The sequence below is a fragment of the Bordetella sp. 02P26C-1 genome, from assembly GCF_009763255.1.
GTDB lineage: Bacteria > Pseudomonadota > Gammaproteobacteria > Burkholderiales > Burkholderiaceae_B > Bordetella_A.
Window position 1 is genome coordinate 22,524 of sequence record NZ_WSJB01000025.1, and the last position, 20,259, is coordinate 42,782.

The 20,259-nt window shown below is 60.9% G+C and carries 17 protein-coding genes; 15 read left to right on the forward strand and 2 right to left on the reverse strand.

Features of this window, described 5'->3' with window-relative positions; genetic code table 11:
* Positions 1 to 95 precede the first annotated feature (95 nt).
* Positions 96 to 470 (forward strand): tautomerase family protein, encoded by a 375-nt coding sequence (locus GOQ28_RS15030; RefSeq protein ID WP_160352076.1) that lies wholly within the window; start codon positions 96 to 98, stop codon positions 468 to 470.
* A gap of 77 nt (positions 471 to 547) precedes the next feature.
* Positions 548 to 1,729: an acetyl-CoA C-acyltransferase family protein gene (locus GOQ28_RS15035; protein WP_160357056.1), complete on the forward strand. Its 1,182-nt coding sequence runs from the start codon at positions 548 to 550 to the stop codon at positions 1,727 to 1,729.
* A gap of 68 nt (positions 1,730 to 1,797) precedes the next feature.
* Here GOQ28_RS15035 and GOQ28_RS15040 read toward each other — a convergent pair whose 3' ends face one another.
* Together GOQ28_RS15040 and GOQ28_RS15045 are read right to left on the reverse strand one after the other, a co-directional pair.
* Positions 1,798 to 2,829 (reverse strand): Bug family tripartite tricarboxylate transporter substrate binding protein, encoded by a 1,032-nt coding sequence (locus tag GOQ28_RS15040; RefSeq protein WP_160357057.1) that lies wholly within the window; start codon positions 2,827 to 2,829, stop codon positions 1,798 to 1,800.
* 77 nt (positions 2,830 to 2,906) lie between these two features.
* Complete coding sequence (locus GOQ28_RS15045) at positions 2,907 to 3,452, reverse strand: 2,4'-dihydroxyacetophenone dioxygenase family protein (RefSeq protein ID WP_202109744.1); 546 nt, start codon at positions 3,450 to 3,452, stop codon at positions 2,907 to 2,909.
* Between the two features lie 199 nt (positions 3,453 to 3,651).
* Here GOQ28_RS15045 and GOQ28_RS15050 point away from each other — a divergent pair, with 199 nt between their 5' ends.
* From GOQ28_RS15050 to GOQ28_RS15110, 13 genes are all read left to right on the forward strand, one after another.
* Positions 3,652 to 4,422 carry a spermidine synthase gene (locus GOQ28_RS15050; RefSeq protein WP_160357058.1) on the forward strand — a complete coding sequence of 257 codons (771 nt, stop codon included), beginning with the start codon at positions 3,652 to 3,654 and terminating at the stop codon, positions 4,420 to 4,422.
* A 100-nt stretch (positions 4,423 to 4,522) separates the two neighbouring features.
* Positions 4,523 to 5,311, forward strand: coding sequence for a GntR family transcriptional regulator (locus tag GOQ28_RS15055; RefSeq protein ID WP_160357059.1), 789 nt, complete (start codon positions 4,523 to 4,525; stop codon positions 5,309 to 5,311).
* A complete protein-coding gene (locus GOQ28_RS15060) occupies positions 5,262 to 6,563 on the forward strand; it encodes a malonyl-CoA decarboxylase domain-containing protein (protein ID WP_160352081.1) in 1,302 nt (433 codons plus the stop codon). Before GOQ28_RS15055 ends, GOQ28_RS15060 begins: the two co-directional genes overlap by 50 nt.
* A 38-nt stretch (positions 6,564 to 6,601) precedes the next feature.
* Positions 6,602 to 7,411 carry an enoyl-CoA hydratase/isomerase family protein gene (locus GOQ28_RS15065; RefSeq protein WP_160357060.1) on the forward strand — a complete coding sequence of 270 codons (810 nt, stop codon included), beginning with the start codon at positions 6,602 to 6,604 and terminating at the stop codon, positions 7,409 to 7,411.
* A 5-nt stretch (positions 7,412 to 7,416) separates the two neighbouring features.
* Positions 7,417 to 8,958 carry an AMP-binding protein gene (locus GOQ28_RS15070; protein ID WP_160357061.1) on the forward strand — a complete coding sequence of 514 codons (1,542 nt, stop codon included), beginning with the start codon at positions 7,417 to 7,419 and terminating at the stop codon, positions 8,956 to 8,958.
* Between the two features lie 169 nt (positions 8,959 to 9,127).
* Positions 9,128 to 10,108, forward strand: a complete 981-nt coding sequence (locus GOQ28_RS15075; protein ID WP_160357062.1) for a Bug family tripartite tricarboxylate transporter substrate binding protein — start codon at positions 9,128 to 9,130, stop codon at positions 10,106 to 10,108.
* 204 nt (positions 10,109 to 10,312) lie between these two features.
* Entirely contained in the window at positions 10,313 to 11,287 is a 975-nt protein-coding gene (locus GOQ28_RS15080) for an ABC transporter substrate-binding protein (RefSeq protein WP_160352085.1), read from the forward strand.
* 108 nt (positions 11,288 to 11,395) lie between these two features.
* Entirely contained in the window at positions 11,396 to 12,286 is an 891-nt protein-coding gene (locus GOQ28_RS15085) for an ABC transporter permease (RefSeq protein ID WP_160352086.1), read from the forward strand.
* A 2-nt stretch (positions 12,287 to 12,288) separates the two neighbouring features.
* The gene (locus GOQ28_RS15090; RefSeq protein ID WP_160357063.1) at positions 12,289 to 13,083 is read left to right on the forward strand and encodes an ABC transporter ATP-binding protein; all 795 of its coding nucleotides are present in this window, start codon (positions 12,289 to 12,291) and stop codon (positions 13,081 to 13,083) included.
* Positions 13,084 to 13,290: 207 nt separating this feature from the next.
* Positions 13,291 to 13,908, forward strand: coding sequence for a DUF4136 domain-containing protein (locus GOQ28_RS15095; protein ID WP_160357064.1), 618 nt, complete (start codon positions 13,291 to 13,293; stop codon positions 13,906 to 13,908).
* A 216-nt stretch (positions 13,909 to 14,124) separates the two neighbouring features.
* Entirely contained in the window at positions 14,125 to 15,378 is a 1,254-nt protein-coding gene (locus tag GOQ28_RS15100) for an efflux RND transporter periplasmic adaptor subunit (protein ID WP_160352089.1), read from the forward strand.
* A gap of 61 nt (positions 15,379 to 15,439) precedes the next feature.
* Positions 15,440 to 18,673, forward strand: a complete 3,234-nt coding sequence (locus tag GOQ28_RS15105) for an efflux RND transporter permease subunit (RefSeq protein WP_160357065.1) — start codon at positions 15,440 to 15,442, stop codon at positions 18,671 to 18,673.
* Entirely contained in the window at positions 18,670 to 20,244 is a 1,575-nt protein-coding gene (locus GOQ28_RS15110; protein WP_160357066.1) for an efflux transporter outer membrane subunit, read from the forward strand. The genes GOQ28_RS15105 and GOQ28_RS15110 overlap by 4 nt, the downstream gene beginning before the upstream one ends.
* Positions 20,245 to 20,259: the final 15 nt, after the last annotated feature.

Genomic DNA, 20,259 nt, shown 5'->3' on the forward strand with positions numbered 1-20,259 from the left:
CGATTTGATCGATCGCTGCACAGCGCTAACCTGCATCGATCGCGCGCTTTTTTCGCTATGATGACTGATGTTTTTCACCTAAACGCGGAAGTCGTATGCCTATCTTGAAAGTGCAAATCGTGCAGGGCCGCTCGGCCCAGCAGAAGCAAGCGTTGTTGACGAAGGTGTCGCAGGCGGTGGTCGATAGCATCGGCGCGCCCTTGCCGAGCGTGCGTGTGATGTTGACCGAGATCCCGGCCGAAAATGTGATCGTGGCCGGCGAGCTTGGCAAGGATGCGGCGCTGGTCATGGCGATGCTGATCTCTGGCCGCACGGAAGAGAAAAAGGCCGCGCTGATTGCGGCGGTAAGCCGTGCAGTGCATGAAAGCATCGACATTTCCGAGCAAGATGTGCGCGTGATCGTGCGCGATGTACCCAACACGGATATGGGTATGGCGGGCGGCGTCACCGCGAAGTCCGCGGGCCGCTAGCGCACAGGGCATAGGCGCGGGTCGCGGACTACGCGCCGCGCGTCGCCCGGCATGGAATACAAAACTGGAGGAACAACATGAATGAAGTCGTCGTAGTCGCGGGCGCCCGTACCGCCATCGGAGATTTTGGGGGCGCGTTAAAGGACGTGCCGCCGGCCGAGCTGGGGGCCACCGTTATCAAGGAAGCCCTGGCCCGCGCCAATGTGGGCGGCGGCGAAGTCGGCCATGTCGCGGTCGGACATGTCATCAATACCGAACCACGCGATATGTACCTGTCGCGCGTGGTCTCCATGAATGCCGGTATCGGCAAGGAAACGCCCGCGTTTAACGTCAACCGCTTATGCGGTTCGGGCTTGCAGGCCATTGTGTCGGCCGCGCAGACCATTATGCTGGGCGATGCGGAGATCGCGATAGGCGCGGGCGTGGAAAGCATGAGCCGCGCCCCGTATATTTCGCCGACCCAGCGCTGGGGCGCCCGCATGGGGGACGCGCAGCTCGTGGACATGATGACCGGTGCGTTGTCGGATCCGTTCGAGCGTATCCACATGGGCGTGACGGCGGAGAACGTGGCCGCGAAGTTCGGTATCAGCCGCGAGGACCAAGACGCTCTGGCGGTCGAGTCGCACCGGCGCGCCGCGGCGGCGATCGATGCGGGACACTTCCGGGACCAGATTGTGCCCATCGTGCGCAAGACCCGTAAGGGCGAGGTGGTGTTCGATACGGACGAACACGTGCGCCGCGATGTGACGGCCGATGGGCTGGCGGCGCTGAAAACCGTCTTCAAGAAAGAAAACGGCACCGTGACCGCCGGCAATGCTTCCGGGCTGAACGATGGCGCGGCGGCGGTTGTGCTGATGAACGCCAGCGTCGCGCGCGAACGTGGCGTCAAGCCGCTGGCGCGATTGGTGGCCTATGCCCATGTCGGCGTGGAGCCCTCCATCATGGGGATCGGACCGGTGCCGGCCACGCAAGCAGCCCTAAAGCGTGCCGGCCTGACCGTGGATCAACTGGACGTGATCGAAGCCAACGAGGCCTTCGCCGCCCAGGCGTGTGCGGTGTCACGCGAGCTGGGCTTGGACCCGGCCAAGGTAAACGCCAACGGCAGCGGCATCAGTCTGGGCCACCCCATCGGCGCCACGGGCACGATCATCACGATCAAGGCTTTGTACGAGTTGCAGCGCGTTCAAGGCCGTTACGCGCTGGTGACGATGTGCATTGGTGGCGGTCAGGGCATTGCGGCGGTGTTCGAACGCGTGTGATCTTTGTGCGGCGGCGGTCGCGGCGTTGGACGCCGCTCACTGTCGTGTTGCAGACGTGGCCGGCGGTATCAACCTGCCGCTGCGGGTTTGAGACCCACTTCTCGGGCGACACCTTCCCAAATTGGCCCTTCCTTTTGTAGGAAGTTGGCTAGCTCGACCGTCCCAAATGCTTGCATCGGTACACTGCCGCCCTGAACCAGCATCGACTGAATTGACGGGTCGCGCAGGGCCGTGGCCACTTCCCGAGAAAGACGCGCCACCGCGGCAGGTGACGTCCCGGGCGGTGCGAACAATGCTGTCCATGGCGTCAAGACGTCGTCTACGACGCCGGTTTGCTTGATGGTCGGAACATTGGGTGCGATGGCCAACCGCTGATTTGAACCGACCGCCAGCGCACGGAGACGTCCTTCCCGTACGAAGGGATCCACCGCCACCATGTAATCCGGCATCACATCCACGACCCCGCCCACAAGATCGTTGATTGCGGCAGCGCTGCCTTTGTAATGGACAGGGGTGGTCTTAATACCCACTTCGGATTGCAACTGCATAAAGGACAAGAAAGCGCCGGTGCCAGCCCCGGGAGACGCGACGTTGACCTTCCCAGGATTCAGGCGGGCGAACTCGATGAGCTCTGCTAGAGTGGAGTACGGCCTGTCTGGATTTGCGACTAATGTGATCGGATTGAGTGATACGCCATGCACGGGAAGGAGTGAGGCGACTCCCTGCGTTTGTTCGGGATAAATGATGCGATTGAGGAAAATGGTACCTTGCGTTCCCAAGATCAATGTATGGCCATCACTCGGCAAGCGCGACGCGTACTCCGTTCCGATCGAACCGCTGGCGCCCGCACGGTTTTCCACGATAACTGCCTGGTTTAACTGTTCGCTCAGCTTATGAGCGATTTTTCTGGCCTGAGTATCGGTGATGCCGCCTGGAGGGAACGGCACGACGAGACGTAATGGTTTTGTTGGCGCCCAATGGCTATCGCTGCTCGCCATTCCGGACGCCGCAAAAGCGGCCAATCCGAAGGTCGCTTGCAAAAGCTGTCTGCGCTTGAGAGAGGGTATCCCCCCGCGATTGCTTTGTTGTAAAGATTCCATGGTGTCTCCTGGTACCTGTTTCCCGCGCATTGGTCTAATCATTGGTGCACGGCACGACAGAGTCACGATCCGCGTGTTTAACGGATAAATCGATTGATGTAGTCTTCACCTAACCCGATTGAGCTGTAGTACTCGCGTGCTTTATCCATCTTCGTAAAGACGTCTTCGTAGCCCAATGCGTTTCCATCGACGTCGACGAAGACGTAGCCCGCCTTTACGTGAAAGAGCGTGACCATTTCGTCAACACCATCCGGCACGTACAGAGTGTGAGTCTCTCCTGGGGGCTCAAATACAAAGCTGCCTTCTTCGGCGACCCAGTCGTGTTCGAGATATTGCCAACGCCCTTTCAAGACAATGGCGTGCACAGTGCCAGAGTGCCGGTGACGCGAGAGGACGCCGCTGCGCTCGACGCGGATCAAATTGATGTAGAGCCCTTCAGATGGGGAGAAAACGACGGGCTTGAAGAAGGAGCCGCTTGGCGTGGGGACCCATAAATTGTCATGCTCGAGCCAATCCGTGGTCACCCCATGGTGGATCAAGTCAGGAATCATGCCTCGGGGCTGCTCGTGTCGGTAAGGCTCCTTTTTCAAGGGCGCACGCACGGGGACAGGGTGTTCATTCATCTCGGCTCTCTTATCTATTTCGTGGATTCGCAATGGCGTTATGTCGGCATACCGGCCAAGCTGGCTGACGCGGAAACGTATATTGCCACTCCTCCTGACGTGCTGTTGCGTTCTCTCACATATTGGACTCCACAGAGGGCGGCGAATTGGCGCGTGTGACGTGGCTACAATCACGCGATTCTTAACTGACTTTCCTCTGATGCCACCCCCCTCCCGCCCCGCTGCTGCCGATCAGCCCACACTTTCCGAATCTGACGGCATTCGTTATCTGCATTTTGGTACCGAATGGATCCAGGGTGCCATGCGCATCAAGGCGCCCGCCGAGTTGGTGCTGGAATACACGACGCAGATGATGGCGTGGCTGTTGTTCCTGGATCCGCCAAAAGACGAGGCCATTGGCCAGTTGGGTCTCGGGGCCGCATCCATCACGCGTTTTTGCATGAAGCACACGCGTAGTCCATTGACGGTGGTGGAGTGGAACTCGCAGGTCACGGCGGTCTGTCAGATGTTTTTCCGACTGCCGACAAGTTCGCGCTTGACGGTGCATCATGAGGACGCGGGTGCCTGGGTGGCAGATCCCCTCAATGCCGGGCGTTGCCCGGTGCTGATGGTGGACCTCTATGACGCGCAGGCGCGCGGGCCGGTACGCGACTCGGTGGCGTTTTACCGCCATTGCCGTCGTGTGTTGGGCGAGGTCGGCGTGTTGTCGGTGAATCTCTTCGGCCGCCACGAAAGCTTTGAGCCCAATATCGAAAATCTGCGCCGAGCGTTCGACGATCGTATCGTGTTGCTGCCCGAGATCGAAGAGGGCAATCAGATCGTGCTCGCATTCAGCGGCCCGCCCTTGGCGGTCACACCGGCGCAGTTGCTGGAGCGTGCCGAGGTGGTGGAAAGCAAGTATGGCCTGCCGGCCCGGCGCTGGGCACGTGCGTTGACCCGGCACGCGGTTGACGGAATGTTGCACTTTTAGGGTAACCCCTAACCGGGTACCCCCTATCCGGTCGCGCTCGGGATGGCTAAGATGAGGATTCCTATAATTATGAATTACAGGATCCCATTCCGGGCACGCCATGACTGCACCGATCGTCCGTCAAGCGCTGTACCTAGAGGTCGCGGACCGGCTGCGCGGCATGATCAGGTCGCGGGCGCTGGCCAGCGGCGCGTGGATCGACGAAGTGCAACTGACCCGCGTGCTGGGCATTTCGCGCACGCCCTTGCGGGAGGCTTTGAAAGTCCTGGCCACCGAAGGCCTAGTTCGCCTGGAGCCGCGTCGCGGGTGCTTCGTCAACGAGCTATCGCTACAGGATCTGGAAGACATTTTTCCGCTCATGGCGATGCTCGAAGGGCGTTGTGCCCATGAAGCGGCGGTCAAGGCAACGGACGCGGAGCTAGCCGGCCTGGAGGCGCTACACCGCGAGTTGCAACAACATGCGCGGGCGGGCGAGGTGGACGCTTATTACGAGACGAATGCGCGGATCCACGAAGCCCTGCAAGCCCTGGCCAATAATCGTTGGCTGTCAGACATGGTGGGCAATCTGCGGCAGGTCCTGAGTCTTTCCCGGCATAAAAGTTTGACCTTGCCGGGGCGCATTCTGGCGTCTTGCGCAGAGCATATGGCCATATTCGCCGCGCTGAAAGCGCGCGACCCAGACGCCGCCGAAGCCCTCGCCCGCGCGCATTTAATGCGCCAGATGGACGCGCTGCGGCGGCTCGCGCGCGCGTCGGAGGCAGAGCCGGCGGCACCGGGTTCCGGCCGTCGCACCGTTTCTTCATCATCCACGACTGAACACGAACACCGGGAGATCAACCATGACAGCCCAAGACTCCAGCGCGCTCGCGCGCCTCGCCCAGTCGCCTGATTCTGACACGGGAGCGGATGATAAGTCAGGCACCGAGAGTGCCGGGCTGATGGCGCGTTTGGGGCGCTTATGGGATCGTGAACGCTTGCCGGGTGTATCCGACATTCTGCCCATGTTCCGCGCGCGTCTGACCGATGTGGCGGCAAACAAGCTGGCGCGCAACTGGTGCTCGGTCTATTGCGCCGCCGATGGCAAGCGACGGCGCGAGATGCTGACGGCGCTTTCTCAAGTCGACGCACAACTACAACCGCGCGGCGACGGCGCGGTGCTGTTTTTCAAGCGACTCAATGCGCTGCCAGACGGGCTGCGATTCCTGGTGGCGTTGCGCGCGGACATGCTGCGCTGGCGCAAACAAGTCGCGGGTCTGCAGGCGCTGGATAAGGATCTGGAAGGACTGTTGTCGGCCTGGTTCGATGTTGGCTTGCTGGAGCTGCGTCCGTTGACCTGGGATTCGCCTGCGTCGCTATTGGAAAAGCTGATTATTTACGAGGCCGTGCACGAGATCCGTTCGTGGGATGACTTGCGCCATCGGGTCGCGCCGGATCGCCGCTGCTATGCGTATTTTCATCCGCAAATGCCGGATGTACCGCTGATCTTTGTCGAAGTGGCGTTCGACACCAAAATGGCCGACAACGTGCAGACCGTGTTGGATACCGATGCGCCGGAGCAGGATCTGGATAAAGCGCGGTGGGCGATTTTCTATTCGATTTCCAATACGCAGCCGGGATTGCGCGGGATCAGTTTTGGCAACTTTTTGCTTAAACGGGTCATCGAGTGTTTGCTCGATGAACTGCCGAAACTGCGCAATTTCGCGACCTTGTCGCCGATTCCGGGTCTGGTCGATTGGATGTCTCGTCTTAGCGCGGCCGAGGTCGAGGAGATCGTGCGCGAAAAGGGGCGCACGCGTTCGGGTGCGCCTGATGGCGCGCGCTGGGTTGAACGCTTGAGCAAGGCCGCCACGCGCAAGTCTTCTGAGGTCGTGCAGCGGGCCGCGATGAAGCTGGTGGTGCGCTATCTGACCACCATGAAAAACAATCAACCCCTCGATCCCGTCGCGCGTTTTCATCTGGGCAACGGGGCGCGTATCGAACGGATCAATTGGGCGGCGGATACGTCACCCAAAGGATTGGGCCAGTCGTGCGGGATCATGGTCAATTATCTGTATGACCTCGATGACCTGGATGCAAACCTCGAGCAACTGCATCAAGGCAAACCGCGCATCAGTCGCGGCATTGCGCGGATCGCTTCGTGAATGCGTAGAACCCGTTTACCGATATAGCAAAGGGTGTCATGAGCCAGTCAACGTTATCCAGCGCCATCGAGGGAGCCTGCGTGAGCCTTGAGAGGGAAGGCGGCCTGGCGTGGGTGACGCTGTCTAACCCGGGCCGCTTAAATGCGATCACGGTGTCGATGTGGGGACAGTTGCAGCAAGTGTTCGAGGCCTTGTCCCAGGATATGAGCGTGCGTTGCGTGATTATCCGTGGCGCGGATGGCAATTTCGCGGCCGGCGCGGATATCCGCGAGTTTCCCGAGCTGCGGGGCGATACGGCGGGGGTGCGGCACTATCACCAGGAGATTCTGGCGCCCGCGCTGCATGCCGTTGCCGAATGCCCGCATCCGGTCGTCGCGCAGATCGAAGGCGTATGCGTGGGCGGCGGGTTGGAAATTGCCTGTCAAGCCGATCTGCGCATTGCCGGTGCTTCGGCGCGCTTCGGCGTGCCGATTAACAAACTCGGTTTTTCCATGGCGCCGGACGAAATGCGCGGACTGCTGGGGTTGGTCGGACGCGCGACCACGCTGGCGATTCTGCTCGAAGGGCGCGTGTTTGACGCGGCGGAGGCCTTGTCGTTGGGATTGTTGACGCGCGTGGTGCCCGATGCGGAGGTTGCCGACCAGACACTTGCAAGCGCCGAACGCATCATGCGAGGCGCGCCGTTGGCGGCGCGTATCAACAAGCGGCAATCGCGCCATATGGCCGCTGGCTTGCCGCTGACCGAATCAGATTATCAAGATTTCTTTTCTTATGCCGAAAGTCGCGATCACCGGGAGGGGGTAAGTGCCTTCCTCGCGGGGCGGACGCCGACATTTACTGGAGAATAAATAAGGTGAGCAACGCCAATCTGTATACCGTGTTGAGTAGCGGGTTCCCCGAGGATCGTAAGCAAATCGCATTGGAGACTCCCGATTTGCTCTACACCTGGGAAGACGTCGAGCAGGCCAGCGCCTGCCTGGCGAATTTGTTGGCGTCGTTGAATTTGCCGGAAGGCTCGCGTGTTGCCGTGCAGGTCGAAAAGTCGCCCGAGGCGTTGTTGCTATATCTCGCCACGCTGCGCGCGGGACTGGTGTATTTGCCGTTGAATACGGCGTATCGCGAAGCCGAGATCGCGTATTTTCTCAAGGACGCCGAGCCGGCCGTTGTCGTGTGCTCGAGCAAGAACCTGGAATGGGTGAGCAAGGTCGCCGAAGAAGCCGGCACCCGGCACGTGTTCACGCTGGATGAGGATCGTACCGGCACGCTGCTTTCGGCGGCGGCCCAGCAACCGCGCGAGTTCGAGACGGTACTGCGCGAGGCGGACGATCTGGCCGCCATTCTTTATACGTCTGGCACGACGGGTCGCAGCAAGGGCGCGATGCTCTCGCACGGCAACCTCGCATCGAATGCGCAAGTGCTGCATACCTACTGGGGTTGGCGCCCGGACGATGTGTTGCTGCACATGCTGCCGATTTTCCATGTGCATGGATTGTTCGTGGCCTCGCACGGTGCATTGCTGGCGGGCGCGCGCATGATCTGGCTGCCCAAGCTCGATGTCGAGCAGGCGCTGCGTTACCTGCCGCGTTGCACGGTCATGATGGGCGTGCCCACGTATTACGTGCGTTTGCTGGCCGAGGAGCGCTTTAACCGCGATGTCTGCGCGCGTATGCGCTTGTTTATTTCGGGGTCGGCGCCGCTCTTGATGGAGACGTTTAACGAGTTCAAGGCGCGCACCGGGCACACCATCCTGGAACGCTATGGCATGAGCGAAACGGTGATGCTGACCTCGAACCCCTACTATCCGGCCGCGGGCGAGCGCTTGGGCGGTACGGTGGGCAAGGCGCTGCCGGGCGTACATGTGCGTGTCGTCGATGATCGCGATGAGGTGCTGCCGGTGGGCGAGATCGGCAATGTGCAGGTGCGCGGGCCGAATGTGTTTTCCGGGTATTGGCGCATGCCGGAAAAGACCAAAGAGGAGTTCACGACCGACGGTTGGTTCCGCACGGGCGACGTGGGCCGGTTTGGCGGCGAGTCGGGCGGTGCGCAGGTGCCGGCGGATTATCTGTCGATTGTGGGACGCAGCAAGGACCTCATTATCTCGGGTGGCTATAACGTCTATCCCAAGGAGATCGAGCTGATCATCGACGAAATGCCGGGCGTGCTGGAGTCCGCCGTGATCGGCGTGGCGCATCCGGATTTTGGGGAAGCGGTGGTGGCGGTGGTCGTGCCGCGGGAAGGCGCGACCATCGATACCGACGCGATGCAGGCCGAACTGAAGACACGCATCGCGAACTTCAAGGTGCCCAAGCAGTTGCATGTGGTCGATCAGCTGCCGCGCAATACGATGGGCAAGGTACAAAAGAACGTCTTGCGTGAAACGTACAAGACTGCTTGAGTCAGATCGGCCCGCGTGCGTGAATGCGCGAGCCGACAACCCTGAAGAGGAGGGGGCGCACGTTTTCTGATGTGTTCTACCGCCCGGCAGCTTGGGCGGCGATAACCGTAATGCATTCATAAGAGCCAATAACAACGCCTATGGGTGTTGATTCATACGAGGAGACAACATGAAGCATTCCATTCGTGCATTTGGTGCGGCCGCAATATTCGGCGCAAGCATGGCGCTCGCCACGACCGCTGCGATGGCTGACTGGCCCGAACATCCCATTAACCTCATTGTGCCTTTCCCCGCGGGTGGCGGCACGGATACGTTCGCACGGCCGCTTGCGCAACAACTCGGCACACAGTTGGGGCAAAGCGTGGTGGTCGACAACAAAGGCGGTGCGGGCGGTACGGTGGGCGCTGGCGTGGCGGCCAAGGCCAAGCCTGATGGCTACACCTTCTTCATGGGCGGCGCGCATCACGCCGTGGCGCCATCGCTGTATAAGAATCTGAACTACGACATACAAAAGGACTTTGTGCCGGTGGCTTTGTTAGCGCAGCCGCCGCAGGTCGTGGTGATCAACAAGAACAAGCTGCCCGTCAATACGTTGCAGGAGTTCATTGAGTACGCCCGCGCGCGTCCTGGGGATATCAATTTCGGCACGGCAGGCAAGGGTAGTACGCACCATTTGGCGGGCGAATTGTTCGCCTTGCAAAACGGAATCAAGCTCGTGGATGTGCCGTATCAGGGCGCGGGTCCAATGTTGTCGGCTTTGATCGGCGGACAGGTGGATCTGGCGTTCGATGGCCTGGGCTCGTCGGCCGGACATATTCGTTCGGGCACCATCAAGCCATTGGCTGTCGCTGCCAAAGAGCGTTCGCCTTCATTCCCGAATGTGCCCACCGCCGCCGAAGCGGGTGTACCCAATTATGAGGTATCGACCTGGTACGCGTTATGGGCGCCGGCCGGTACGCCTAAACCTATCGTCGATAAGATGATCGCGGAAGTGACTAAAGCGCTGAACGCGCCCAAGGTCAAGGAGATCTGGGCGAACAACGGATCGGTCACACCGAATCTGACGGGCGAGCAGTTCGGCGAGTTCGTCAATAGTGAAATCGGCCGCTGGGGTAAGGTCGTGAAAGACTCTGGCGTGACGCTGGATTGATGCGAGTACAGGCGGCAGGCCGCAAGTTGGCCTGCCGTTTTCGCTGAAGCAGTGACCGGGTATAAGAGGGAGGTCAGGGATTACCCGCGCACCTGGATTCGCGCAACACGTTAGACTTCTCCTTCACGGGGGTGGTGAATCGGAGGTGTGGCATATGTTTCGCCACAGTCTCACCCTCAGTTAAACGGTGTAAGGAGTCATCCGATGCTGATCGGAAAAAAACGAATTCTGACCTTGGGAGCGGTCGCGCTCGCGCTGGCAAGCCAGGCCTATCCCGTGATGGCGCAGCAGAAATCCGTCGCGGTCACAGCCATTGTTGAGCACCCGGCGTTGGATGCCGTGCGCGATGGCGTGCTGGACGCGCTGAAGCAGGCCGGCTACGAGCCCGGCAAAAACCTCAAGTGGCAATATCAGAGCGCCCAGGGCAACACCGGCACGGCCGCGCAGATCGCCCGCAAGTTTGTTGGCGAACGCCCCGATGCGATCGTGGCCATCGCCACGCCCTCGGCGCAATCGGTCGTGGCTGCGACCAAGAATGTGCCCGTGGTGTTCTCGGCCGTGACGGACCCGGTTGCCGCGCAGCTGGTGCCCTCCATGGAAGCGTCGGGCACGAACGTGACGGGGGTTTCGGACTTGCTCGCCCTGGACAAACAGATCGAGCTGATCAAGAAAATCGTGCCCGAGGCCAAGCGAGTCGGTATGGTTTACAACCCCGGTGAGGCGAACTCCGTCGTCGTCGTGAAACAGTTGCAAGAGCTACTGCCGAAGTCCGGTATGACGCTGGTCGAAGCGGCCGCGCCGCGCACGGTAGACGTGGGTTCCGCCGCGCGCAGTCTGATCGGCAAAGTAGATGTCATCTACACCAACACGGATAACAACGTGGTCTCGGCCTACGAATCGCTGGTGAAAGTCGGTAACGATGCCAAGATTCCGTTGATCGCCTCGGATACCGATAGCGTGAAACGGGGGGCTATCGCCGCGCTGGGCGTTAACTACCGTGACCTGGGCGTGCAGACCGGCAAAATCGTCGTGCGCGTGCTCAAGGGTGAAAAGCCCGGCGACATCCCGACGGAAACCAGTTCGAAGCTCCAGCTCTACGTCAATCCGGGCTCGGCCGCCAAGCAGGGCGTGACCCTTCCCGAGGCATTGGTCAAGTCCGCGGCGGAAGTCATAAAATAAATCGCCGCTAGCCGCCGGCACCGGGCTGGCGGATTGGCTTTGCTCACCGAGCGTTTTTTTACGAGAAATGCCGGCCGTGCAGTGTGCACGGCCGGATAGATTCCATTCATGTCTTTATTCTCTTTGCTTGGCGCGCTGGAAATCGGCCTGATTTTCAGCCTCGTGGCGCTGGGCGTCTTTATTTCGTTCCGGTTGTTGCGCTTTCCGGATTTGACGGTTGACGGTAGTTTTCCGCTGGGCGGCGCGGTGGCGGCCACCTTGATTGCCGGGGGCGTCGATCCGTTCCTGGCGACGGCGGCGGCGACGGCCGCCGGGGCCGTGGCGGGGCTGATTACCGGATGGCTAAACGTCAAGCTGCGCATCATGGATCTGCTGGCCAGTATCTTGATGATGATCGCGTTGTATTCGGTGAATCTGCGCATCATGGGCCGGCCTAACGTGCCGCTCATCATGGAACCGACGGTCTTCACGATCCTGCAGCCCGAGTGGCTGAGCGACTATGTGGCGCGTCCCTTGATTCTGCTGGGTGTGGTGGTGGTGATCAAGGTGCTGCTCGACTGGTATTTCTCTACGCAGTCAGGTCTGGCGATGCGCGCGACCGGCTCTAACGGCCGCATGGCGCGCGCGCAGGGTGTCAATACAGGTGCCATGGTGCTGGGCGGGATGGCCTTGTCCAATGCACTGGTGGGTTTGGCGGGGGCGCTCTTTGCACAGACACAGGGTGGCTCCGATATTTCGATGGGCATAGGCACCATCGTGATCGGGCTGGCGGCGGTCATCATCGGCGAGAGCATTTTGCCGTCGCGCAAGCTGATGTGGGCAACGCTGGCCGTCATCATTGGTGCACTCGTTTATCGGTTCTTTATCGCGCTGGCCTTGAATAGTGACTTTATTGGTTTGCAGGCGCAGGATTTGAATCTGGTCACCGCCGTGCTGGTGACGATCGCGCTGGTGATTCCTCTCTTGAAACGCCGCCTGATCGGCAAAAAAGGAGCTTGATCATGCTGCGAGCGGATAATTTGCAGATCACTTTCAACGCCGGTACACCGATTGAGACTCGGGCTTTGCGCGGGCTGTCGCTGGAAATTCCCAGTGGGCAGTTCGTGACCGTGATCGGCTCCAATGGCGCGGGCAAATCGACTTTTCTGAATGCGGTGTCCGGCGACCTCGCGGTGGACTCCGGTCGCATCGAGATCAACGGCGAGGACGTTACCCGCAAGCCGGTATGGGATCGCGCCACCCGGGTCGCGCGCGTGTTCCAGGACCCGATGGCGGGGACCTGCGAGGACCTGACCATCGAGGAAAACATGGCGCTGGCGCAATCGCGCGGCTTGCGTCGCGGCTTCGGGCGCGCGGTAAAGGCCTCGATGCGCGAAGGGTTTCGCGAGCGGCTCGCCACGTTGGGGCTCGGCCTGGAAAACCGGCTGACCGACCGGATCGGTCTGCTTTCCGGCGGACAGCGGCAGGCGGTCAGTCTGTTGATGGCAGCCTTGCAGCCTTCGCAAATCTTGCTGCTGGACGAGCACACCGCCGCGCTCGACCCGCGCACGGCCGATTTCGTGCTGCGACTGACCGCGCGTATTGTTGCGGAAAGCAAGCTCACGACCATGATGGTGACGCACAGCATGCGGCAGGCGCTGGATGTGGGCGATCGTACGGTGATGCTGCATCAGGGGCAGGTCGTGCTGGATGTCTCGGGCGACGAACGCCGGGGCATGGATGTGGCTGACTTGCTTGCCATGTTTGAGCACGTGCGGGGGGAGAAGCTGTCGGATGATGCTTTGCTTCTAGGCTAGCCGCTGAGGGCGGGGTCTCATTCTGGGTTCCTTGCCTGTGGCCCCGCCTCTGCTATTGGAATGCAGACCGCCGCGCGGCGCCAAGGCGAGGAGGCCGCTAGGACAAGTTCATTTATTCCGTATTGGGCTATCAACGCGAATGAGAGTCTGTTGCATTTTGTCGCGCTTCAAGGCATGATGGCGTGTCCTTCTGCGGAGACTATCGTCATGAAACGCCTTGCTCTCGCCCCTGTGATGGCCGCCCTTGGACTTTTGTCCGCATGTTCGACCGGGCCGACGATACGCAGTGACTATGATCACAGCGCGAACTTCGCCCAGTATCACAGCTTCGGCTTTATGTCGCCGCTGGGTACGGATAAGGCGGGCTATACCACCTTGTTGACCGAGCGGCTCAAGACCGCCACGCGCAGTCAGATGGAAATGCGCGGTTACGTGTACAACGAGCAATCGCCGGACCTGCTGGTGAACTTCAACGCGAAGCTGCAGCAGAAAACCGAAGTCACGCCCGGCATGCCGATGCCCATGGCCATGGGCCCGTATTATGGATATCGCGCAGGCTTTTATGGTGGCTGGCCCGGTTATGGGTGGGGCGATGATGTCTTCCAATATACCGAAGGCACGCTCAACATTGATCTGATCGATGCACGGCGCAAACAGCTCGTCTGGGAAGGCATAAGCACCGGTATGGTGGACAATCCGGCCTCCGCTGATTCGTTGCAGAATGTAGCCGAAGAAGTCGCGCAAATCTTTCAGCAGTATCCCTTCCGTGCGGGTAGCGACGCCCCGCAGAAGGCGCAGGCCACTACCGCCGGGCAGGCGAAATAATCAGGGTGCCGGCCTGCGTGCGCCGGCGCATACTCATGGCCTTCGGCGTTTGTGCGTCGATGCGCTACTTTGTCGCAAATTAGACGCCTGTTTATCCCCCGGGTCACTAGGTTTGGTTACCAAATGGGGTTACATTAACGGGCTTGCCGAATGTGACTAGGCCATTCGGCGCCGCTGCGTGGTTGGGTGCGCGCGGCTCTACACCGTGAGGAATTCATGCGTTTTTCGCATCATCGTGTCTTGGGATTCGGTGTCGCTACGCTTTTGGCGTTGGCACTGGCTGGTTGCAAAGAGCAGCCTCAAATGAATCCTGGTATGCCGCAAGTCAGCGTCGTTACGGTTCAACCTCAGTCGGCTTCCATCGTCTCGGATCTGCCGGGTCGCGTGGATGCGGTGCGCGATGCACAGATTCGCGCGCGCGTCACGGGCATCGTGCAGAAGATCGAGTTCGAGCAGGGTGGCGAGGTCAAGGCGGGTCAGCTGCTGTTCAAGATCGATCCTGCTCAGTATCGCGCCGCGCGCGATCAGGCGGCCGCGCAGGTCAAACAGACTCAGGCTGACTTATATAGTGCGAAGGCGCTGGCCGACCGTTATGCGCCGCTGGTGAAGGCCAACGCGGTTAGCAAGCAAGAATACGATAACGCGGTGGCGGCCTATCGCCAGGCGCAGGCGTCGGTGGCTGCGGCTCAAGCCAATCTGGCAGCGGCCGACATCAATCTGGGCTACACCGATGTGACCTCGCCCATCGATGGTCGTATCGGCAAGGCGATGGTGACCGAGGGCGCGCTGGTCGAGGCGACCTCCGCCACGCAGATGGCCGTCGTGCAGCAGCTCGATCCCGTGTATGTGGATTTCACGCAAAGCACGGCCGAGCTGGCCAAGCTGCGTCAGGCGTTTGCCAAGGGCACGATTGAACGCGCCGGTGATAACGCCGCCCGCGTGCGTGTAGTCCTCGAAGACGGTTCCGAGTATGAGCATCCCGGCAAGCTGCTGTTTACCGGTATTACCGTTGATCCGACGACTGGACAAGTGAATCTGCGGGCCGAGGTGCCGAATCCCGACCATCTGTTGTTGCCCGGCATGTATGTGCGCGTGCGCTTGGATCAGGGCGTAGATCCAAAGGCCTTGCTTGTGCCTCAGCAGGCATTGCAGCGCACGGCTGACGGTCTGCAAAGCCTGATGCTGGTCAAGGACAACAAGATCGATCAAGTCGCCGTCACCACCGGTGGCGCGATTGGCGATCAGTGGCTGGTCACCAGCGGCCTGAAAGCGGGCGACGTGGTCGTGGTCGAGGGATTCCAGAAAATCCGTCCGGGTGCACCTGCCCAGACCCGCCCCTGGAATCCGGGCGGCGCGGGCAAGGCGCCGGCGTCCGGACAGGGTCCGCAGGATGGGGCGGGGGCTCCCGCCCAAGGCAAATCCGACGGCGGTGCGCCGCCCGCACAGCCCGCCACGGATCAAAAATCCTAAACGGCACGCGGCGCGAGACGCCGCGTGCCTGTTTCGTGAGCACTTTCCCGGTTAGCCCACAATGCCGCAATTTTTTATCGAACGACCAATCTTTGCCTGGGTAGTTGCCCTGTTCATCCTCATGGCGGGGATGCTGGCGATTCCCAATATGCCGGTCGCGCAATACCCCGACGTGGCGCCTCCGGCGATCACGATTACGGCGACCTATCCTGGTGCTTCGGCCCAAGAGGTCGCGGAATCCGTCACCAGTATCATCGAAGATCAGCTTAACGGCGCCAAGGGCCTGCTGTACTACGAGTCGGTGAGTGACTCCAACGGTCAATCCACGATCACCGCGACCTTTGCGCCCGGCACGGATCCCGATCTCGCGCAGGTCGATGTGCAAAACCGGGTGTCGAATGTGACCGCGCAGCTGCCCACGGCAGTGGCGCAGCAAGGCATCCAGTACCAGCAAACCAGCGCGGGCTTTTTGATGATTGTGACGGTGTCGTCGACCGACGGCTCCTTGGGCGAGACGGCGTTGGCCGACTACATCGCGCGCAATATTCAGAACCCGGTTTCGCGGGTGCCTGGCGTGGGGCAGTTCCAGTTGTTCGCGGCGCAGCGCGCCATGCGTGTCTGGATCGATCCGGCCAAACTGGTCGGGTTTAACCTGTCCGCCGCGCAGGTGAATAACGCGATCAGCCAGCAGAACGTGCTGATTTCGGCAGGTAGCCTGGGTGCGCCGCCGAACCCGGCAAGCCAGCGTTTCACCGCGACCGTGGTGGTCAATGGTCAGCTCTCCACCGTCGAGGCGTTCGGCGACATCGTGTTGCGCGCCAATCCCGATGGGTCCTCGGTGCGTCTGAAGGACGTCGCCCGCATCGAAGTGGGCGCCGACAATTATCAGTTCGGCGCGCGCCTGAACGGCAAGCCCACGGCGGCATTCGCGATCGTGCTGTCGCCGGACGCCAACGCGCTTCAGACCGCGCAAGGCGTGCGCGATCAGATGGAGAGCCTGTCGAAGTATTTCCCAGGCAATATCACGTACGAAATCCCGTATGACACCGCGCCCTATGTGAAGGTGTCGATCGAGCAGGTGATCCATACCCTGGTGGAAGCCATGGTGCTGGTGTTCCTGGTGATGTTCCTGTTCCTGCAGAACGTGCGCTATACCCTGATTCCGGCGCTGGTGGTGCCGGTGGCGATGATGGGGGCGTTCGCGGTGATGCTGGCGCTGGGCTTTTCGATCAACGTCCTGACCATGTTCGCCATGGTGCTCGCCATCGGCATTCTGGTCGATGACGCGATCGTGGTGGTTGAGAACGTCGAGCGGATCATGGCCACCGAGGGCTTGTCGCCCAAGGAGGCAACCAAGAAAGCCATGCCGCAGATCAGTAGCGCCATTGTGGGGATCACGCTGGTGCTGGTGGCGGTGTTCCTGCCGCTGGCATTCATGAGCGGCTCGGTCGGTGTGATCTATCGCCAGTTCTCGGTGGCGATGGCCGTGTCGATTTTCTTCTCGGCGTTCTTGGCTTTGAGCTTTACACCGGCCTTGTGCGCCACGCTGCTCAAGCCTATCCCGAAAGGACATCACGAAGAGAAAAAAGGCTTTTTCGGCTGGTTTAACCGCAAGTTCGATTCGACCACGCATCGCTATCAGAGCTGGGTCGCCCGCATTTTGCATCGCGGCGGCCGGATGATGTTTGTGTTCTTCCTGTTCGTGGTGCTGCTGGGTTGGCTGTATATGCGCCTGCCCTCGTCGTTCCTGCCCGAGGAAGACCAGGGCTATGTGGTCAGTAACATCGAGCTGCCCACGGGTGCTACCGCCAACCGTACGGTGGAGGTGCTGGAGCAGGTCGAAAACTACTTCATGAACCTGCCCACGACCGATAACGTGATTACCGTACAGGGCTATAGCTTTAACGGTAACGGTCTGAATGCGGCAATTGCCTTTACGACGCTCAAGCCGTTTGACGAGCGCAAGGCGGCCCAGGATTCCGCGGGCGCGATTGCATTCACGGCATTCCAGAAGTTGCTGATGGGCATCCCCGACGCCCTGGTGTACACCGTCGTGCCCCCGGCGATCTCGTCTTTGGGTAACGCGACCGGCTTTGACTTGCGTCTGCAGGATCGCGGCAATATGGGGCCAGCGGCGCTGGCGCAGGCCACCGCGCAGCTGATGGAAATGGCCAGCAAGAGTCCGATCCTGTCGCAGGTGCGCATCACCGGCCTGCAGCCCGGCCCGCAGCTGAACTTGCAGGTCGACCGGGATAAGGCCGCCGCGCTGGGAGTGGATTTCCAATCGGTCGCGACCTTGATTTCGACGGCAGTGGGTTCGAGCTACATCGACAAGTTCCCCAATATGGGACGCATGCAGAACATCTGGGTGCAAGCGGAGCCGAATTACCGCATGCAGGCCGACGATATCTTGCAGATGAACGTGGCCAATAACCAAGGTCAGATGGTGCCGCTCTCGAGCTTTGTGACCTATCGCTGGACACAAGGGCCGGTGCAGGTGATCCGTTACAACAGCTACGACTCGGTTCGTTTGGGCGGCGACGCCGCGCCGGGGTATTCCACCGGTGAGGCCATGGCCGAGATGGAGCGTCTGGTGGGCGAGTTGCCACCGGGCTTTGGCTACGAATGGAACGGTTTGTCCTACCAGGAACGGCAGGCGGGCAATCAGGCGCCCATCCTGCTGGGGCTGGCGTTGCTGGTCGTGTTCCTCGTGCTTGCCGCCTTGTACGAAAGCTGGGCGATTCCTTTGTCGGTCATGCTGGTCGTGCCGCTGGGGATGTTGGGCGCGGTAGGCTTGGTCTCGGCGCTGGGAATGTCCAACGATGTGTACTTCCAGGTCGGTATGGTGACCGTGATCGGCTTGGCGGCGAAAAACGCCATTCTGATCGTGGAATTCGCCAAGGATCAGTACGCACGGGGCATGGGCCTGTACGAGGCCACGGTTGAGGCCGCGCGTCTGCGTTTCCGTCCGATTCTGATGACGTCGCTGGCTTTCATTCTGGGCGTGCTGCCGTTGGCGATGGCCACCGGCGCAGGCGCGGCCAGCCAGAAGGCGGTGGGCATAGGCGTGCTGGGCGGGATGTTGGCCGCGACGCCGTTTGCCGTGATCTTCGTGCCGACGTTCTTTGTCGTGATGCTCAGTATTTTCAAAACCAAGCCCCGCCTGTTGGGTAGCGAACTTAAGGCCTGGGAGGCTGAACAAGCCGAGAAGCGCGCACGTGAAGCTGCCCAGTCGGCGCTGCCGAGACAAGAGCCCAAGCCGTCTACCGGCGCAGGCGAGGAGGGCAAGCAATGAGAGCCCTGATGGTTAAACGAACCGCGCTTTCTGTATGGGTGGCGAGCTTTTTGGCAGGCTGCTCGCTCGCGCCGGACTATCATCGTCCGGAATCGCCGGTGCCGCTGGATTGGCCGGCGCAGCCCAAAGTGCAATTCAACAAAGCGACGGGCGATATTTCGCTTTCCGGGCAGTCGGCGCAGACGGTGGCTCCGGCCTCGACCGTGCCGGCAGCGGATATAGGATGGCGGGAATTTTTCCGCGATCCACGCCTGCAGGCCTTGATCGAGCTGGCGCTGGTGAACAACCGCGACCTGCGCGTGGCGGTCGAGAGCGTGGAAGAGGCGCGTGCGCAGTACGGCATTCAGCGTGGCGCGCAGTGGCCCACAATCGGCGCAGGCGTCGAAGGGACGCGTCAGCGCATGCCGGCGAATATGCGCGTCGGCGGCGAGGCAGCGCCTTCGGTCTCGAATAGTTTCCAGGGCGGCCTGGCGATGACCTCGTTCGAGATCGATTTGTTTGGCCGTTTGCGTAATCTCTCCGAGGCGGCGTACCAGTCGTATCTGGCCAGCGAACAGGCACAGCGTAGCGTGCACATCACACTGGTTGGCGCGGTCGCGCAGTCGTATTTCAATCTGCGTGCCGCTGAAGTCCAGCTCGAGCTGACGCGCCAGACTTTGGCATCGCGTCAGGAATCGTTCAATCTGGTCAAACGTCGGTTCGAGGGCGGCGTGGCTTCGGAAATGGAGCTGAACCAGTCCAAGAGCCTGCTCGATTCGGCCTCCGCCGATCTGGCGCAGTTGGCGCGGCTACGCGCGCAGTCCATCAATGCGTTGACGGTGCTGATCGGTGTGCCCATGCCTACCGACCTGCCGCCGCCGGCGGAGTTTGGTCGGGATCAACTGTTGGCGACGGTTCCTGCCGGCCTGCCTTCGGATTTGCTTGAGCGTCGGCCTGACATCATGGCGGCGGAAAATAATCTCCGTGCCGCCAATGCGAATATCGGCGCGGCTCGGGCGGCGTTTTTCCCCTCGATCTCGCTGACCGGCATGCTGGGTTTCGCGAGTCCGACGCTTGGATCTTTGTTTGAAGGCAGCCAGCGGGCCTGGAGTTTCTCGCCGTCCATCACGACGCCGATTTTCTCGGGCGGCAGTATTCGCGAGGGTCTGAACCTGGCGAAGGCGCGCAACAACATTGCCGTCGCGCAGTACGAGCAAACGATTCAACAGGCCTTTCAGGAAGTCTCCGACGCGCTGGCGGGCGAGGCGACCTTTGGCGCGCAGTTAGACGCATTGCGTTCGTTGCAGGCATCGACGGCGCGCACGTTGGAACTGTCTAATCTGCGCTATGTGAACGGGATCGACAGCTATCTGCAAGTGCAGTCCGCACAGGTCGATTTCTACAGCGCGCAGCTGAGTCTGGTGCAGGCCGGATTGGCCGCGCTGAATAACCGCGTGGCACTGTATAAGGCGCTGGGTGGCGGCTGGGAGGATGAGACGGTCCCCGCGACTGACGCGCAGGCAGGTACGCCCGTGCCGACCGGGGCGGAGCCTTTGCCTTCCATCGAGCCGGTGAACGCGAAAACCAACTGATCGGGTGGGGCAGTC

Bases quoted from the DNA above. Each gene is read 5' to 3' on its own strand.
- GOQ28_RS15030 (WP_160352076.1), top strand. From the start codon at position 96: ATGCCTATCTTGAAAGTGCAAATCGTGCAGGGCCGCTCGGCCCAGCAG.
- GOQ28_RS15035 (WP_160357056.1), top strand. From the start codon at position 548: ATGAATGAAGTCGTCGTAGTCGCGGGCGCCCGTACCGCCATCGGAGAT.
- GOQ28_RS15040 (WP_160357057.1), bottom strand. From the start codon at position 2,829: ATGGAATCTTTACAACAAAGCAATCGCGGGGGGATACCCTCTCTCAAG.
- GOQ28_RS15045 (WP_202109744.1), bottom strand. From the start codon at position 3,452: ATGAATGAACACCCTGTCCCCGTGCGTGCGCCCTTGAAAAAGGAGCCT.
- GOQ28_RS15050 (WP_160357058.1), top strand. From the start codon at position 3,652: ATGCCACCCCCCTCCCGCCCCGCTGCTGCCGATCAGCCCACACTTTCC.
- GOQ28_RS15055 (WP_160357059.1), top strand. From the start codon at position 4,523: ATGACTGCACCGATCGTCCGTCAAGCGCTGTACCTAGAGGTCGCGGAC.
- GOQ28_RS15060 (WP_160352081.1), top strand. From the start codon at position 5,262: ATGACAGCCCAAGACTCCAGCGCGCTCGCGCGCCTCGCCCAGTCGCCT.
- GOQ28_RS15065 (WP_160357060.1), top strand. From the start codon at position 6,602: ATGAGCCAGTCAACGTTATCCAGCGCCATCGAGGGAGCCTGCGTGAGC.
- GOQ28_RS15075 (WP_160357062.1), top strand. From the start codon at position 9,128: ATGAAGCATTCCATTCGTGCATTTGGTGCGGCCGCAATATTCGGCGCA.
- GOQ28_RS15080 (WP_160352085.1), top strand. From the start codon at position 10,313: ATGCTGATCGGAAAAAAACGAATTCTGACCTTGGGAGCGGTCGCGCTC.
- GOQ28_RS15085 (WP_160352086.1), top strand. From the start codon at position 11,396: ATGTCTTTATTCTCTTTGCTTGGCGCGCTGGAAATCGGCCTGATTTTC.
- GOQ28_RS15090 (WP_160357063.1), top strand. From the start codon at position 12,289: ATGCTGCGAGCGGATAATTTGCAGATCACTTTCAACGCCGGTACACCG.
- GOQ28_RS15095 (WP_160357064.1), top strand. From the start codon at position 13,291: ATGAAACGCCTTGCTCTCGCCCCTGTGATGGCCGCCCTTGGACTTTTG.
- GOQ28_RS15100 (WP_160352089.1), top strand. From the start codon at position 14,125: ATGCGTTTTTCGCATCATCGTGTCTTGGGATTCGGTGTCGCTACGCTT.
- GOQ28_RS15105 (WP_160357065.1), top strand. From the start codon at position 15,440: ATGCCGCAATTTTTTATCGAACGACCAATCTTTGCCTGGGTAGTTGCC.
- GOQ28_RS15110 (WP_160357066.1), top strand. From the start codon at position 18,670: ATGAGAGCCCTGATGGTTAAACGAACCGCGCTTTCTGTATGGGTGGCG.